Genomic DNA, 16,373 nt, shown 5'->3' with positions numbered 1-16,373 from the left:
TCCCTTCCGGCACGGCGGCTCCCGGCGGGTGGATGATAAGGCCCGACCCGGAAAAATGATGCATCCATATCCAAAGATGGATACAACAGAAGCTTTGCGCCGACAAAAAGAAAAAGCTGAAATTACAGGGATAGAAAGTTGTATCCAACAGACGGATAATCCGCATCAGAAAACGAAAAACCTCTCGAACTTTCTCCCATTCTATACTACCTTAAAACTTGGCAAATTTCAAGGGATTTGCATAAAAAATAACAGACAAATTCGGGATTTTGCATGGTGGAAAGGAATGGATTTTCTGGTATAATAGTTTAGCATTCACAAACAATGTTCATCGGTCGAGTTTTTAAGACAAGGCAAACGATGAGACTGCGGTGCGGCTGTGCTGCAGTCACGAATGGGAGGTAAACAACGCATGAGCAAAAAGTATCTGTACTACTTCAGCGAAGGCAATGATGCTTTCGGCGGCGACAAAGTCACCATGAAGAATACTCTGGGCGGCAAGGGTGCTGGTCTGGCAGAAATGACCGCAGCCGGTATGCCGGTGCCGCAGGGTTTCACCATCACCACCGACGCCTGCACCCAGTATTATGCAGACGGCCGTCAGATCAATGACGAGATCACTGCTGATATCTTTGAGCACCTCAAGGGTCTGGAAGAGATCACCGGCAAGAAGTTCGGCGATAACCAGAACCCCCTGCTGGTCTCCGTCCGTTCCGGCGCACGTCAGTCCATGCCCGGCATGATGGACACCATCCTGAACCTGGGCCTGAACGACGAGGCTGTTGAAGGTCTGGCAAAGAAGACCGGCAACGCCCGTTTTGCATACGACTGCTACCGCCGCTTTGTGCAGATGTTCGCGGACGTCGTTATGATGGTCCCGAAGAGCCTGTTCGAGGTCGAGATCGACAAGATGAAGGAAGCCAAGGGCGTCAAGAACGACGTGGACCTGACTGCTGATGACCTGAAGGAACTGGTCGGCACCTTCAAGAAGATCTACGAGGAGAACGAAGGCCGTCCCTTCCCGCAGGATCCCCGTGATCAGCTGATCGAGGCTGTCAAGGCCGTCTTCCGCAGCTGGGACAACCCCCGCGCAAATGTCTATCGTAAGATGAACGAGATCCCCTACGAGTGGGGCACCGCTGTCAACGTTCAGCAGATGGCATTCGGCAACTCTGGCGACCGCTCCGGCACCGGCGTTGCATTCACCCGTGACCCCGCCACCGGCGCTAAGAAGCTGATGGGCGAGTACCTGATCAATGCACAGGGCGAGGACGTTGTGGCCGGCGTGCGCACTCCTTCTCCCATCAGCCATCTGAAGGATCAGATGCCTGAGGTGTACGATCAGTTCGTTGAGATCGCGACCCGTCTGGAGAACTACTTCCGCGATATGCAGGATATGGAGTTCACCATCGAGGACGGCCATCTGTACATGCTGCAGACCCGTAACGGCAAGCGTACCGCTCAGGCTGCTCTGCAGATCGCATGTGATCTGGTGGACGAGGGCATGATTACCGAGCAGGAAGCTGTCCTGCGCGTGGAGCCCAAGCAGCTGGATACCCTGCTGCATCCCCAGTTCGATGCCGCTGCCCTGAAGGCCGCCGAGGTCGTCGGCAAGGGTCTGGCAGCTTCTCCCGGTTCTGCCTGCGGCCAGATCGTCTTTACTGCTGAAGAGGCAGAGGAGATGGTCAAGTCCGGCAAGATGAAGAAGGTCGTTCTGGTCCGTCTGGAGACCAGCCCCGAGGATATCGTGGGCATGCAGGTTTCTCAGGGCATCCTGACCGTCCGCGGCGGCATGACCAGCCACGCAGCTGTTGTTGCCCGTGGTATGGGCACCTGCTGTGTCTCCGGCTGCGGCAATGACAACGAGGTCAAGATCGACGAGGAAGCAAAGACCTTCGAGATCAATGGCCACAAGTTCGTCGAGGGCGACTGGATCTCCATCGACGGCTCTACCGGCAACATCTACGGCGAGCAGGTCGCTACCGTGGCCGCTACCGGCAATAAGAACTTCAACCGCTTCATGGGCTGGGCAGACGCTGCTCGTCAGCTGCTGGTCATGACCAACGCTGATAACCCGCGCGACGCACAGCAGGCAGTGGATCTGGGTGCTGAGGGCATCGGCCTGTGCCGTACCGAGCACATGTTCTTCGCAGAGGATCGCATCAAGGCTGTGCGTGAGATGATCTGCGCACGTACCGTGGAAGAGCGCGAAGCTGCTCTGGCCAAGGTCGAGCCGTTCCAGCAGGGTGACTTCGAGGCCATGTACCGCATCATGGGTGAGCGCCCGATGACCATTCGTTATCTGGATCCGCCTCTGCACGAGTTCCTGCCCACCAAGGACGAGGACATCAAGGAGCTGGCTGCCGATATGGGCATGACCTTCGATGATCTGAAGAACGTGGTTACTTCTCTGCACGAGTTCAACCCCATGATGGGTCACCGTGGCTGCCGTCTGGCTGTTACCTACCCTGAGATCGCTGCGATGCAGACCCGCGCTGTGATCAAGGCTGCTCTGAACGTCTCTGCTGAGACCGGCCATATGATCACCCCGCACATCATGATCCCGCTGGTCGGCGAGGTCAAGGAGCTGAAGTTCGTCAAGGACGTTGTGGTCAAGGTCGCAGACGAGCTGATCGCTGCTGCAGGCGTTGAGATGAAGTATCAGGTCGGTACCATGATCGAGATCCCCCGTGCAGCCCTGACTGCCGGCGAGATCGCCAAGGAAGCCGAGTTCTTCAGCTTCGGCACCAACGACCTGACCCAGATGACCTTCGGCTTCAGCCGTGATGATGCCGCCAAGTTCCTGGGCGCATACTACGAGAACAAGATCTACGAGAGCGATCCGTTCCAGCATCTGGACCAGATCGGCGTTGGCAAGCTGGTCAAGATGGCTGCCCACGACGGCCGCGAGACCCGTCCCGATCTGGGTCTGGGTATCTGCGGCGAGCACGGCGGCGACCCCACGAGCGTGGAGTTCTGCCACAATGTCGGTCTGGACTACGTCAGCTGCTCTCCCTTCCGTGTGCCTATCGCACGTCTGGCTGCTGCTCAGGCTGCTATTAAAAACCCGAGAGCATAAGGACCTTATAGCGAATTATCGTTAAAAATCAAGCGTAAAATAAGGCTCACCGTCAATTTTGGCGGTGGGCTTTATTTGTTCGCTCATGTATGAGATGAATTGCGTTTAACATAGAGCTGCTTCCCAGAAGCATCACAGATACACCTCCACAGTCAGGTCGGTCCACGCTGCACGGCGGAACTGGTGGGGCATCTTGTTGGCTTCCCGGTAACGCTTGGCGGTTTCAAAGTCGATGGTGAAGGTAAGGATGGGCTTTTCCGATACAGCCATCAGATCAGTGCGCTCCTCTTTGGACTTCTTGCAGCCGGTGTTCAGCTTCCAGCGGTAGGCGTAATCGGCAAAGGGGGTGACCACTTCAACGAACTGCTCAATCAATTCGGGAGCAAGACGGGCACCGTGCACATCGACCTTCTGAGAGAGAAAATCGTAGATTACTTTCATGTCCGAGGAAACCGTCTGCGGTTCGGGCGCAGGGGAGAGGGCTTTCAGTTCCTGCTCCAAGCGGACAATCTCGTCATCTGCCTGTTTGCAAAGGGCTTGATATTCTTCCCGTGGCAGTTCGCCGTCTGCACGCATGGCAGCGTAGTTCAGCTTGCGTTTTTTGATTTTTTCGATCTGGCCCTGAATCGGTGCAGCAGACATTCGTGTGGCGGCTTTTCCGTTCTGACAGCTTTCAATCATCTTGCAGGCACGAAGGATGGCTTTATTCTGATTGCCCCAGACCTTTTCAAATATCTTCTTCGCCATCAGTTCCAGCTTCCACTCCGGGATGGAAATGGCGTCGCAACTGAGCTGCTGGGTCTCTGCCGCAAACTGCGCCATCCGCAGCTTTGCCCGAACATCGCCGGACAGGTATTCGTCTGCCATCTGCCAGCCCGCTTCCGGGTCGGTGGGGTCGGCGGCAGGGTCTTTGAAGATCACGCCGGAGAGTTCGGTGGTAATGCGCCCATACTCACCGGGAGTGCCCAGCAGTTCTGCCATATAGGGCAAGTCCACTTTGCCATGCTCACCAATAGATACCGCCAACGCTTCGCTGGGGGTGTCCACGCTGGTGACGGTGCACTCCGGGCGAATGGTCCGTTTCGTAAACATCGCTGCCTTGCTCTTGAGCTGCCCCTGCTCGTCCAGATTTTCCAGCGAGCACAGCAGATAATACGAGGAATCCTGCTCAAACAGCCGCCCGTTTTTGCGGTCGTTCAGCAAGCCGTACTTTGCGGTAAAGGCATCATAGGTGGCGTTCAATTTTGCTTGCGATGCCTTAATGTCCTCGTCCGGGAAGTCGTTCAACTGCTGGTCAATCAGTTCGTTGACAGTCTGCCGCAACTCCACCATACCAGCTACACGACCTTTGGCGTTGTCGGACAGTTCGATCTGCGTCATGATAGAGTTCTCTCGGTAGTAGATCTCGCCATCAACAACCGTATAGCTAAAATTCTTCACAGTCGGGTCTGCGGGCAGCGTTTTGCGCTGTGCTTCCGCATCTGCGACGTCCGGGGCAGCAATCTCCACCGCAGTGTAATTGCCCTCGATGTGCTGTACCGCCTCGGCAAGCTGGTCTGCAAGGCTGGTGCCCTCGATGGGTGCAACGGTCAGGTCCTCCCGTCCGTATTGGGTGCTTTCGGTGGTCAGCTCGCCCAGCACCATCTCCGGGTGGTCTGCGAAATACTGGTTGATGGCAAAGCCATCTTCTGTTTTGCCCAACTGCACCCAGTCCGGCTCATGGTCAATGGGACGGTCACGCTTTTGCAGGAAAATAATGTCGCTGACAACATCTGTGCCAGCATTGGCGCGAAACGCATTATTCGGCAGACGGATAGCACCCAGCAAATCGGCACGCTCTGCCATGTGTTTGCGGGCGGTGCTGTCCTTGCTGTCCATGGTATAACGAGAAGTCACAAACGCCACAATGCCGCCCGGACGCACTTGGTCGATGGCTTTCGCAAAGAAATAATTGTGGATGGAGAATCCCAGCTTGTTGTACGCCTTATCGTTGACCTTGTACTGACCGAAAGGCACGTTGCCCACCGCCAAATCGTAGAAATCACGGCGGTCAGTGGTCTCAAAGCCCGCCACGGTAATGTCAGCCTGCGGGTACAGCTTTTTGGCGATGCGCCCGGTGATGCTGTCCAGTTCTACACCGTACAGCCGACTGTCTGCCATGCTGTCCGGCAGCATTCCAAAGAAGTTGCCCACGCCCATACTAGGTTCCAGAATGTTACCGCTGTGGAAACCCATGCGCTCCACGGCATCGTAGATACTACGGATGACGGTAGGGCTGGTATAGTGGGCGTTCAGGGTGCTGGAACGGGCGGCGGCGTACTCATCCTCGGAGAGCAGTCCTTTCAACTCTGCATATTCCTTTGCCCAACTATCTTTGCTGGGGTCAAAGGCATCCGCCAGACCGCCCCAGCCCACATACTGGGAAAGCACTTGCTGTTCCTCAGCGGTGGCACCACGGTGCTCCTGTTCCAGCTTGAACAGGGTGCGGATGGCTTCGATGTTCCGGGCGTACTTTTGCTTTGCGCCGCCCTCGCCCAAATGGTCATCTGTGATACGGAAGTTCCCGGCAAGTTCAAGTGTGGGACGTTCCGCTTCAACTGTGGGCGATTCTGTGCTTATCGTCTGAATTACAATGTCAAACGGCAGATTGTTTTCCTTGGCGGGGTATACGGCAACCGTTTTTTCAGTACGAACTGGCCGGGTAGAATTTGGTTCGTTCTGCCGCAAGCCCTCCTCGAATTGTTGCTTATTGATAACTTCGTTATCCCATGACTGCCCGTGCGTACTGGTGTCGATGCGAACATCCGTTTCACCCACATAGCCAACTTTCCCCTCAATAGTTCGAGTGGGGAGTTCGACCACAACATTGTCACCGACCTTGTAATCGGGCAGGGGGGATTCCATCATATCCTGCTCCTCGTACAACTCCCGGACAAGCGCTAGCGGTTCCTCCCGGAAAACTGGTATCCGCATTTCTGCCAATGCCACGTCCTGCAAGGATACGCTGCCCTTATCAAAGTTTACCGTATCCACCCGGAAAGCGCGCCCCTCCATGTGGATGGTAGCACCCAGCGGCAGATAATCCTCCCGGCGCAGATACTTGGTTTGGTGGTGGGTGCCGTCCTCGTTCAGTCCGGCAAGGTAGATGTTCTCGCCGCACTGCCACAGTTGTTTGGCACGGTATGCCCACTGGTCGCGGGGAAAACCGGTGACCGGGACTGTGCCCAATTCCGTTTCCTTTTCCAGCAGCTTTCCGCCTACAAGTTCGCAGACCTTCCGGGCATCCTCGCCGTAAAACTCAAACTGACCGCCCTGTTCAAAACCCACCAGCGCATCCGGGTGCTGCTCCTTCAGGGTGTTATATTCGGTGGCGGCATCCAGCGGCAACAGTGCCGAGTGCTCCTCCGCCTTGTTGTGGTAATGCTCCAGTTCCTCGTCCGTAACGCTGACCAGTTCCGAAAAATCCAGTGCTTCCAACTCGGTCTCGGTCAGTTCTTCCAGACTTTCGTACTGGCGTTCGTCTATCAGCACCTCGCCCAGATACCGCTCCACACGGTATCCCACCAAATCCACATTAACTTGAATGGGAATATTCTCATCGGTGGCGTTGGTGTAGGCAACGCCGATCTTGGACAGGTCAGAAAAGTCCGGCTCAGAATCATATTCTTCCTGACAAAATTCCCGGATCAGGTTTTTTGCATGGGTCAGGGTGGCATCTGGCTCTGCGCTGACGGGCGGCGTGTAATGCTCCTTTTCCTTGTCCGTCAGGTAGCGGTCGGACTGGATCATCAGGTCGATATACTTTTCCACCTGTGTCCAGCTTAACGTGAATTTCTTGTGTTCGGGGTAATGGTCAAATTCCATTCCTCTCCCGTCGTGGTTGACAAACCCTCTGCTGCCATCCAGATAATCGTGGGAGTGCCCACCGATTCCGTACTCCTTTGCCAGAGCCTTGGCACGGAGTTTTCGGTCAGGCTGGGTCTGGTACAGTGCCATAATGCGCTGCTTGCCACCTGTAAACCCAGAACCATGCTTACGCAGTTCGTTCTCGATTTCAGCCTGCGACAAAACAAAAGCGGAGGGCGTTTTTTCGCTCTCCGCTCGGTCGATGGTTTCAATTTGTTCAGCTTCGGTAGGGATGTGGGCATCGAAGAAACTCAGCTGTAAATCAGTTCCATCAGCACCAGTTCCTCTGACTGTGCCCGCAGGCTGTTCATGTGCTGCACCCACGCCATCTGATTCTGCTCCTTGTCCGGGGCCGGGTTCTGTTTCAGAAGCTGCTTCATGGTCTGCTGCATCTGGCTCTCTGCCGTCTGCTCCACCTCCATCAGGTGCGGGTACAGGCTCCCGTTCAGGAGCATCGTGTTGTACAGCACCGGGCGATGGTCTTTCAGGTACGTCCGGCGCAGCCTGCCGTACTTGCCCAGCGGCTTCCGGGGCTGGTTCAGGGTCAGGTTCGGGAGCTGGTAGTCCCCGACGGTCGAGTAGGTCACGTTTCTGCTGTTCGTATTCATATTGGCTCCTTTCTGCATTGCGGCGGCGAATGGTTGTTTTTACGGTGCGCTCGATGTTCCGTAGCACCTCCCGGCTCATGTCGCTGACGGCTGCGCCGAGGGCGTAAACACTGTCTGGGGTGGAAAACTCGTGGATGGCTCGGAAGTCGTCCTTGTCGAACCACCCGGCAGGCTCAAATCCGCAGCGTTCCAGCAGCGTGTAGGTGACGCTGATTGCAGCTGCGCTTTTGAACTGCATCTCCACCCCGGCTTCATCATAATCCATCAAGAGCGAACCGTCAACGATGGCACGAATGTCCCCGCCGTTGTTGTCCCAGTAATCCGCCACCAGTTTCCCGGCAACATCGGCAAGCTGCTGGCTGACACGCTCCCCGCTGATGCCGTAGGTCTTGCTCAACATTTCCGAAACCGGCTGTTTCAGGTCGTCATTGTACTGCCACATCTCCGGGTCACGGGAATTGCGGCGCACCCCGGTGTCGCTTACGTCAAAAACGTAGTGCAGTCGAGGGAATCCGCTGGATTCGTCCAGCAGAGCGATGCCCTTAGAGCCACGCCTGACATAGCGGTTCATCCGGTTGCGCCAAATGTCAAATTCGGCGCAGGCGGTGGCATCGGGCCGCTGAGCGTAAATCATCAACTGGTCTGCAAAGGGGTACTTGTACAACCGGGATGCGGTGGTCAGGTAGTCCGTCCAGCTTTCCCAGTACCGGGTCAAGCCGTTCGCCGTGCGCTGGGCAAGGGCAAGGTATTCTTCGGTTTTGCTTGGCATAGCGTTCCTCCCTTCAAGTTCATGGTAAACAAAAAAGCGAGCGGCCTTTTCAGGTCACTCGCTTATGGAATCTATGGTATTTTATTCGTGCTTTGCGGCAGACTTTTCTGCCATCTCCAGCAGACGGTCAAAGGTCTGCTTTTCTTCCGGCTCCTCGATCAGCTTTGCAAGGAGCGCACGGAACACATCGGTGCTGTCGTGTCCCAACGCAACTGCAACTTTGTCGATGCAGTCGTGCAGTTTCTTGACAGCATCATCGGAGGGTTTGGACTTAGCAAGCAGGTCGGTCAGGTAGCTGATGAAGGGATAGGTGGAATCATCGTTGATGATCTCGTTGGTTTCCTCGATGATCTTCTGGTTATCTTCGGGGTCATATCGCCCTTTTCTTCCCACAAGTCGCGGGAAGAAGTGCGGCCTTTCAGAAAAGTGGCAAAGAGCAGGCGGTCAAGGGGAGAGCGTTTTGTGGTGTCCATTGGCAAGCCTCACTTTCTATTTTTGTCCGTACAATAAAACTGGTTTTAGTATAGCATGAACCGATGCATTCTATCAAGACCTTACTTTTGAGGGTTTCAAAAACTGGAACCATCGTAAAGTTTCGATTTTAACGTAAGGACATTCTGACGAATCTGCTCCATGACTGCCTTGAATTCATCATCGCTTTTTCCGGTAGGGTCATCCAGACCCCAATTCTCATCAAAAGGTCTGCCAATGAACGGGCAGCTGACATTGCAGCCCATGGAAATAGCGATATCCGGCTTTGGAATTGCAGAAATCAGCTTGGAATACTGTGTCTTTTCCATGTCGATGCCATATAGTTCTTTCATCAGGCGCACAGCATCCTGATTGATCTGCGGTTTGGTTTCGGTTCCAGCCGAGTAGCTTTCAAACACATCTGCGGCCAGTACCTGCCAAAGGCTTCGGCAATCTGACTGCGGCAGGAATTATGGACACAGATAAAGGCGATTTTGGGTTTTGACATATAGGTGTTCCTTCCCCACAAACTGGAATTGTTCTAAATCTTCTCGGCTGCACCTTCTTGCCCTTCGGACAAGGAGTCTCCCTCGTTCAAAGTTCTTACAAAATTTCTGTTTAACGATTTCTTTTTCCGGTATTTTCTGTCCCTCGGATTTCCTCATGATAGAAATAATCCACGATCGCCGGATGTCCCTGCGGGACTCTGCCATAAGGCATTTCATTATCCACAAAGGCACAATCATACTTCTTAGCCATTTCCGCAGCTTTTACTTCAAGTGCTTCAAAGTAGCTGCGGTTATGCTTGTTATAGATCTCGTCATAAAGTGGTACAAGATCAGGATGTTTTTCGGCGATATAATCCATAATTGTCTTTTTGAAACCACCTCGAAGATTGAGATTTTCGAGCCAGAACAGATCGCACTGATCTTTTACCCGCTCAAAGATGGCTTCAAAGTCCGTGATACCGGGGAATACCGGGGATACGAAACAGACTGTACGGATACCTGCTTCATATACCTGCTTCATAGCAGCGATGCGGCACTCAATGCTAGAAGCAGAGTCCATATCGTTCTTGAAATTTTCATCCAGTGTGTTGATTGACCATGAAACGGTTACTCGTCCAAGCTTCTTCAGCAGATCAATATCCCGTGCCACAAGATCCGACTTTGTGCAGATCAGAATATCTGCGTCACTGCCAATTAACTGCTCCAGAAGTTTTCTGGTATTCCCGAATTGCTCCTCCTGTGGATTGTAGCCATCTGTCACAGAACCGATGACCACCCGCTGTCCGGCATATTTCTTCGGATTTTTAATTTCCGGCCAATGCTTCACATCAAGGAAAGTGCCCCATTCCTCCGTGTGTCCGGTAAAGCGCTTCATAAAAGAAGCATAGCAATACTTGCAGGCATGTGTACAGCCCACATAGGGATTGACCGAGTAACCGCCTACCGGCAGACTAGACTTAGTCATGATGTTCTTTGTTTCCACCTCACGAATGAGGATTCCATTTATTACTTCTTCCATGATTTCTGTACCTCTAACACTTTATTAAATTCTTCCGGCATTTCCTGAATCATATTTTCATCCCCTATGATAGGGACAAGGTCTTCCTTCATAAACACCGGAATGCCGAGCTTATGTGCCTGGTCCGCCAGAGACCATGCCCATTCAGGCTCCGTATGAATCTTCCTGCTCTGAGTTCCTGTCATGGTGCCCACAACGATCCAGTTGATTCCGGAAAGGTCAACTGTGCCGGGATCGTCGAATAACGGCTCAAAGGTAACATGGTAATGTTTTGCTCTGACGTTTTTCCGAAGGGCGTCGATACGCCATAGCTCTGCTTTCCTCGTCACCGTAACGCCAAACCATGCGTTTTCCAGATCGGTATCAAAATCCAGCAGATCTGGTCGCTTTGTAAGGAACAGGAACTGATGCTGTGGATTTTCACGGATTTTTTCAAATACCTCGTCTCTCCATTCTGACTTCCAGCCGGAAAGATCGCTCATGCCGGTAAGAAGAAAGTTCTGCGGACGTTTCTTTTCCATCATCTTGAGCTTACCTGGAAAGAATTCAGGGTCAGCAAAGTCATCAATCATATGCCAGCGTTTCACATTATTGCGGGCATAGCAATATGCACACCCCACTGTACATCCGATGACGATATTCATGTTTTGAATCTGATCTTTGATACAAATACTCATGATTTCTGCCACTCCTCAAGATTCTTTCTGATACGGTCGAGGCATTCCTCAAACTGGGTAATTTCTTCCTCCGAAAAACCTTTGTAGTAAATACTGCCCATTTTATCAGATACAGAATCGTATTCGTCCTTTAAGGCATGTGCTTTTTCAGTCAGAAACAGGAGTGTTTTCCTTTTGTCCGTTTCAGACTGAACACGTCTTATCAGCCCTTGATTTTCCATTCTTTCCAGCATCGTAGTAAGAGAAGTTATCGCTAATCCACATTTAATCGAGAGTGACCTGATTGAGATTCCATTTTCCTGCCACAGCACATAAAGAATACGCCCTTGGGCTCCGTTAAACGCATCAATATTCTTTTCGCTGAGAATCTTTTCAAAGATTCGATCTCCAAGTTGTTTTATTTTGGTAACAAGAAATCCGCCATTTGTTTTCATACAAAAGCTCCTATATAGTAGTTTATAAAATCATACTATATAGGAGCTTTATTGTCAACAGTTTGTATGTCTGAGTAGAGGTAAATTCCGATTTGTCGAGTTCAGTATACCACACCGAATCCCATTGTAAAAGAGCCTATGTACGCCGCCCGCAGGCGGCGAAAGTCAGTCCGGAGGAAATTCCAGTTCGGCAAACTCGGCATCGGTCAGCAGTTTCAGCTTCTCGATAACACCTTCCGACAACTCCCGCAGGGCGGTCTCATCGGGCATCAGGTAGCACTGCATGAGCCGCAGTTCATGGATAAGCCCCAGCCGGGTGCCGGTGTTGTAGAGCATCATCAGCATGAGTTCCTCATGGTTAAAGTTCATGTTCAGCCCTCACTTTCCGGCATCCAGTTGGGTTGCACTCCGGGGCATCGCACTTTTCTTTGAGATTCATCAGCACCGAAGGACGTTCCGGCTGCTTGTCCAGAAACCCCTGTAAATCCTTGAAGCCGATGCTGTCCACATAATGCACAGATACCTCGCCATTGCGTTTAAGTGCGATTACATCGCTGACGGACAGGCTGTGTCCCTCAAAATCCTGCGGACGGGAGAGGTTGAACATCTGAAACAGTTCTTCCAAAACCTCGTTGTTTGGCACATCCTGCCACATGGCGGACAGATCAGCATAGTAGGTGACCTCGTAATGCTCCGGGTCAGGCGTTTTGCCTCGACGATTCAACTCCCGCATAGAAGCAAATCTTTCATCAAGGATTTTTTCGTCATGCCGCAGCTGCATCACCATATAAACATCGCACCCTGCGTTCAGAAACTTCTGCGGGATGTCCGTCATGGGTTCACCGTCAAAATTCTGGTTCCATTTTTGCTGCATCGTCCACCTCACAGTTCTGGCGCAGAACGTTCAGACGATTTTGGCGCAGACGTATCACTTGCCAGTTCTGCCAGCTTTTCCAGTGTGGAAGGGCGGTGGTCTGCGCTCAGTTCCTCGGCTTCCGCAACTTTGTCCATGACGGCATCGTAGTCCTGCAGTAGCCGCCGGCCCTTTTCCATGTGGTGTGCTTCCAGAATCTGCTCACGGGCTTCCTGAATGGTCAGTTCCGGGGCACCCAGCTGCCCGCCGTCCATCACAGAATAATCGCTGTGATAGAGGGTGTAGTCCCATCCATCCTCACAGGACTGTATGGCAAGGTAGCCTTTGCCGCCCAGTTCCCATGCAGCCTGCTCGTCCTGTGTCTGAATCTCCGGGTAGAAGTCTGCATGGTTTCGTTCCATGACCTCGGCAAACTGACAGATGTGGAACACATTGCCCAGACCGCCCATGTCAAAGTGATAATCATCCAGATGTTCCAGCCGTGCCGTAAAGCTGCGCCCATCCGGGTAATCCACCTGTACAACTCCGCCATCGGGAATGCGGTAGAGGTCGTCATAGTGGCTGTTGATGAGACGAATATCCTTCGGCAGCGTTTCCGGCTCCCAGATGCGCCGCCTGCCGATGCCCGCCTGCGGGATGTTTTCGAGGATCTTTACGCTTTCCTGTTGGATGGCCTTACGGTCATCGTCCGAAAGTTCAAACAGATACCAGTTCCGGGCGGCAGAGATGGTGTTTTGTCCATCTGGCGGCAGATTCTTTTCCGAGATCTGCCCACTTTCCAGCGGCTCGCCAGTTACCTTGTTATAAGTGGCAAAGCCGACCCCTGCACCGTTTTCCCGGAGGTGGAGATAGCGTTCATCGTTGATAAGGTAAACTGCTTCTTTTTTCTGCTCCATCAGCAACCACCCTCAAATTCCAGAGAAAACTTGCTGCGGCCATCGACCTCGGTGCCCAGCAGCACGGTGGCGTTGTAGGTCTTGCCCTTGGCGCTCTTGCAGTCCTTCAGGCGGACACGGCTATCCCGCAGCAGCTTGTCCGCAACGTGGGAATCCAGCCGCTTGCCCAGACGCTTAAAGAACGCATTGTCCTTCCACAGCACGAAACGGCACTCCCGGTTCTCGCAGAACCAGCCCTTTTCACGCTCCACAACATTTGCACCACAGTTCGGGCAGACACCAATGATTTTGTTTTTCATAAGCGCATTCACTCCTTTTTTCATTTCCGTGTTCTCTACCAATTCAGTAATCATCGTGTTGATCTCGGTCATAAATTCGCTCGGCTCCATTTCGCTGCGCTCAATACGCAGCAGCTTTGTTTCCCAATCGGCTGTCATTTCCGGGGATTTGATTTCTTCGGGCATCACCGTAATCAGGGCTTTGCCCTTGTCGGTAGGCAGAAGCACCTTGGTTTTCTTGTTGCCCTTGCGTTCCAGAAAACCCTTCTGCACAAGCTTTTCAATGGTGGCGGCACGGGTAGCCGGGGTGCCGATGCCCTGACGCTCCACGCCCTCCGGCATACTGTCTGCACTGGCGGTTTCCATAGCGTGCAGCAGGGTGTCCTCGGTAAAATGCTTCGGTGGGGACGTTTGCCCCTCTTTCAGTTCGGCATTGAGGATGCCGCACTCGTTCTCTGCCGCATTGGGCAGGGCGGTGAGTTCCTGCTTCCGGTTCAAGATGTCTGCCAGCACCTTGCGTTCCACTGCTTTCCAGCCTTCCTCCAGAATCTCCTTGCCCTTGGCGGTAAATTCCTCCCCGGCACATTCGGTGGTCAGCAGGGTTTCCAGATAACGGAAGGGCTTGCTTACCGCCATCAGCGTCCGGGCGATGATGAGTTTCAGAACGTTCTGCTCGCCCTTGGGCAGTTCGTCCAGATCGGCTTGCAGCATACTGCGGGTGGGCAGGATGGCGTGGTGGTCGGTGACTTTTTCCCGGTTGACGGTGCGCCGTGTCCGGGGCACAGCATCGTCCACATCTTCCGAGGTAATATCGAAAAATCTTTCCAGTGCCTCGGTCAGTTCCTCCAGCATTTCCTCGTCATCGTCGGTGATATAGCAGCTATCAGTTCGGGGATAAGTGGTAAGTTTCTTCTCATACAGGCTCTGCACATAGTCCAGCGTCTGCTGTGCGCTGTACCCCAGCAAGCGGTTAGCATCTCGCTGAAGGGTGGTCAGATCGTACAGCGACGGCGGACTCTCAGACTTTTCCTTGCGGGTGATACGCTGGATCGTTGCCACCATCTCCTTTCGGCAGGCTTCCAGCAGGTTTTCGGCCACGGTTTTTTCGGGAATGCGGCGGCTGGATGCCGTGCAGCCGCTGGTCAGTTCCAGATCCACCGTGTAGAATTTTTCCGGGGTAAAGGCAGCGATGGCGGCTTCTCGCACCACCGTCATGGCAAGCACCGGGGTCATAACACGCCCCACCGCCAGCGGTTGACCGTACAGACACGAAAAAGCCGGGACGCATTGATACCGACCATCCAGTCGGCGCGTTCCCGGCAGAGTGCTGCATTGTACAGCGCATCGTATTCAGTTGACGGTTTGAGGTGGGCAAAGCCCTCCCGGATGGCGTTTTCCTCCATGCTGGACAGCCACAGGCGAGAGAACGGCTTTTTGCAGCCCGCTTGCTGGTACACCAGCCGGAAGATGAGTTCGCCCTCACGTCCGGAATCGCAACTGTTCACGATGCTATCCACATCCGGGCGGTGCATGAGTTTTTTCAGGATGCCAAACTGCTTTTTGGTGCTGGCAGACACCAGATACTGCCACTTTTGCGGCAGGATGGGCAGATCTGCAATGCTCCACTTGACGTATTTGGCATCGTAGACATTAGGCGGAGCTAGTTCCACCAGATGACCCACACACCAGCTTACCAGATAGCCGTTGCCCTCAAGGTAGCCGTCTTTGCGGCTGTTTGCGCCAAGGACTTTTGCATAGGACATAGCGACGGATGGCTTTTCCGCCACGACTAATTTTGCGATAAAAATCCCTCCAATCTGTTTCTGATTACAATATGTACGGCGGCAAAACGCCGCCTTAAAATCAGATGGGTTCGGTATCTTCCTCGCCGGTCTCCTCCGGCTCATCCTCGGTGGGAATCTCAAAATCGCCCTTGTCCTCGGTGTAATTTGCATCGGGGTCAAGGGCTTCTTTTTCGGCCTGTTTTTTCTGCTTCTGCTTTGCGAAAGCGTAGAAAATGCCGCCTGCCGCCAGCGCAATCAGCACGACTACGCCCAGAAAGCCGGATGCGATCTTTGTGACCTTGTTTTCCTTGGGCTGTTCTGTGCCGGATGCTGCCGCTTCTTCGGCGGCTTTCTTGGCTTCTTCCTCGGATTTCAGCCTGTCCTGTTCCGCCTGCGCCGCCGCTTCCTTTTCGGCGGTATAAGCGTCCGCAGCTTCTTCCTCCATAAGAGCCAACAGGTCGGCTTCATCCACAAGATTCATAAAGTGGACGGTCTGCTGCCCTTTGGCGTTGCGGTCAATGACCAGATAGAAGGTGGCACCCGACTTCGACACCAGCGTAATGAACTGCTGACCGCTGCCATCGGAATAGTTGGTGTAGTAGTCGTCCACCAGCGTCAGATTGCCCTCCGGGGTCAGGGCACCAGAGGTTTCGTCCGTGACAGTGACAACATCTTCCACTACCTCCGGCAGAACAGGCTGTTCCACCGGGGCGGCTTCGCCCTCAAAGGCAAAGGCGGGAGCCGCCATGCCAGCGCACAGTGCCGCCGATACCAGCAGTGCACCCAGTTTCTTAATCTTCATCTGCATCGACCTCCTTCTCAAAAGTTGCACCCACGGCAGACAGCGCAGCCGGGTTCGGGGTGGTGGTAGCTGACTGCCGCAGCAGGGCGGCGAGCTGCTCCGGCGTGACCTTTGCAGTCCGCACCATCTCGTTGACCTCGGCGGAATCCTCCTCCTGAATGCGCCGCTCCAAAATCTCGATACGATTGTTCAGTTTGATGCGGCGTTCCTTCTCTTTTGCCAACATCGCCCGCAGCTTATCCGATTTTTCGCTCATAAAACTCCTCCA

Annotated in this window: 12 protein-coding genes and 3 pseudogenes; 2 read left to right on the top strand and 13 right to left on the bottom strand. The window is 53.6% G+C overall.

The features are described from left to right. Positions 1–28: 28 nt before the first annotated feature. Positions 29–304, top strand: a complete 276-nt coding sequence (locus tag PXT33_RS13795) for a hypothetical protein (protein ID WP_346352279.1) — start codon at positions 29–31, stop codon at positions 302–304. A gap of 108 nt (positions 305–412) precedes the next feature. Continuing rightward, positions 413–3,079: a pyruvate, phosphate dikinase gene (gene ppdK / locus PXT33_RS13790; protein ID WP_332376795.1), complete on the top strand. Its 2,667-nt coding sequence runs from the start codon at positions 413–415 to the stop codon at positions 3,077–3,079. Between the two features lie 801 nt (positions 3,080–3,880). Here ppdK and PXT33_RS13785 read toward each other — a convergent pair. The 13 genes and pseudogenes from PXT33_RS13785 to PXT33_RS13725 all read right to left on the bottom strand — a co-directional run. Continuing rightward, positions 3,881–6,523: pseudogene (locus PXT33_RS13785) on the bottom strand (N-domain protein, SNF2 family); the annotation flags it as partial. A gap of 713 nt (positions 6,524–7,236) precedes the next feature. Then, a complete protein-coding gene (locus PXT33_RS13780; RefSeq protein WP_223386654.1) occupies positions 7,237–7,593 on the bottom strand; it encodes a TnpV protein in 357 nt (118 codons plus the stop codon). Positions 7,594–8,443: 850 nt separating this feature from the next. Beyond that, positions 8,444–8,755, bottom strand: a complete 312-nt coding sequence (locus PXT33_RS13775; RefSeq protein WP_347070389.1) for a hypothetical protein — start codon at positions 8,753–8,755, stop codon at positions 8,444–8,446. A 176-nt stretch (positions 8,756–8,931) separates the two neighbouring features. Next, positions 8,932–9,341: pseudogene (locus tag PXT33_RS13770) on the bottom strand (arsenate reductase ArsC). Between the two features lie 110 nt (positions 9,342–9,451). After that, positions 9,452–10,360, bottom strand: coding sequence for a radical SAM mobile pair protein B (locus PXT33_RS13765; RefSeq protein WP_332376794.1), 909 nt, complete (start codon positions 10,358–10,360; stop codon positions 9,452–9,454). Next, positions 10,348–11,037 carry a radical SAM mobile pair protein A gene (locus tag PXT33_RS13760; RefSeq protein ID WP_242924033.1) on the bottom strand — a complete coding sequence of 230 codons (690 nt, stop codon included), beginning with the start codon at positions 11,035–11,037 and terminating at the stop codon, positions 10,348–10,350. The genes PXT33_RS13765 and PXT33_RS13760 overlap by 13 nt, the downstream gene beginning before the upstream one ends. Then, entirely contained in the window at positions 11,034–11,471 is a 438-nt protein-coding gene (locus tag PXT33_RS13755; protein ID WP_242924032.1) for a radical SAM mobile pair system MarR family transcriptional regulator, read from the bottom strand. Before PXT33_RS13755 ends, PXT33_RS13760 begins: the two co-directional genes overlap by 4 nt. Positions 11,472–11,636: 165 nt before the next feature. Further along, a complete protein-coding gene (locus PXT33_RS13750) occupies positions 11,637–11,840 on the bottom strand; it encodes a transposon-transfer assisting family protein (protein WP_097779582.1) in 204 nt (67 codons plus the stop codon). Further along, positions 11,830–12,345: a YodL domain-containing protein gene (locus tag PXT33_RS13745; RefSeq protein ID WP_223386651.1), complete on the bottom strand. Its 516-nt coding sequence runs from the start codon at positions 12,343–12,345 to the stop codon at positions 11,830–11,832. Before PXT33_RS13745 ends, PXT33_RS13750 begins: the two co-directional genes overlap by 11 nt. Positions 12,346–12,353: 8 nt before the next feature. After that, complete coding sequence (locus PXT33_RS13740) at positions 12,354–13,241, bottom strand: LPD16 domain-containing protein (protein WP_156076597.1); 888 nt, start codon at positions 13,239–13,241, stop codon at positions 12,354–12,356. Continuing rightward, positions 13,241–15,282, bottom strand: a pseudogene (locus PXT33_RS13735) (DNA topoisomerase 3). The gene PXT33_RS13740 and the pseudogene PXT33_RS13735 overlap by 1 nt, the downstream one beginning before the upstream one ends. 100 nt (positions 15,283–15,382) lie before the next feature. Beyond that, entirely contained in the window at positions 15,383–16,111 is a 729-nt protein-coding gene (locus tag PXT33_RS13730) for a DUF4366 domain-containing protein (RefSeq protein WP_223386650.1), read from the bottom strand. Further along, on the bottom strand, positions 16,095–16,361 hold the full coding sequence (locus PXT33_RS13725) for a DUF4315 family protein (protein ID WP_117950439.1): 267 nt from the start codon (positions 16,359–16,361) through the stop codon (positions 16,095–16,097). Before PXT33_RS13725 ends, PXT33_RS13730 begins: the two co-directional genes overlap by 17 nt. Positions 16,362–16,373: the final 12 nt, after the last annotated feature.

This window comes from Faecalibacterium taiwanense (assembly GCF_036632915.2).
Classification (GTDB): domain Bacteria; phylum Bacillota; class Clostridia; order Oscillospirales; family Ruminococcaceae; genus Faecalibacterium; species Faecalibacterium taiwanense.
Note: the sequence above shows the minus strand (reverse complement) of the source record. Positions and strands in the feature narration are given on the sequence as shown.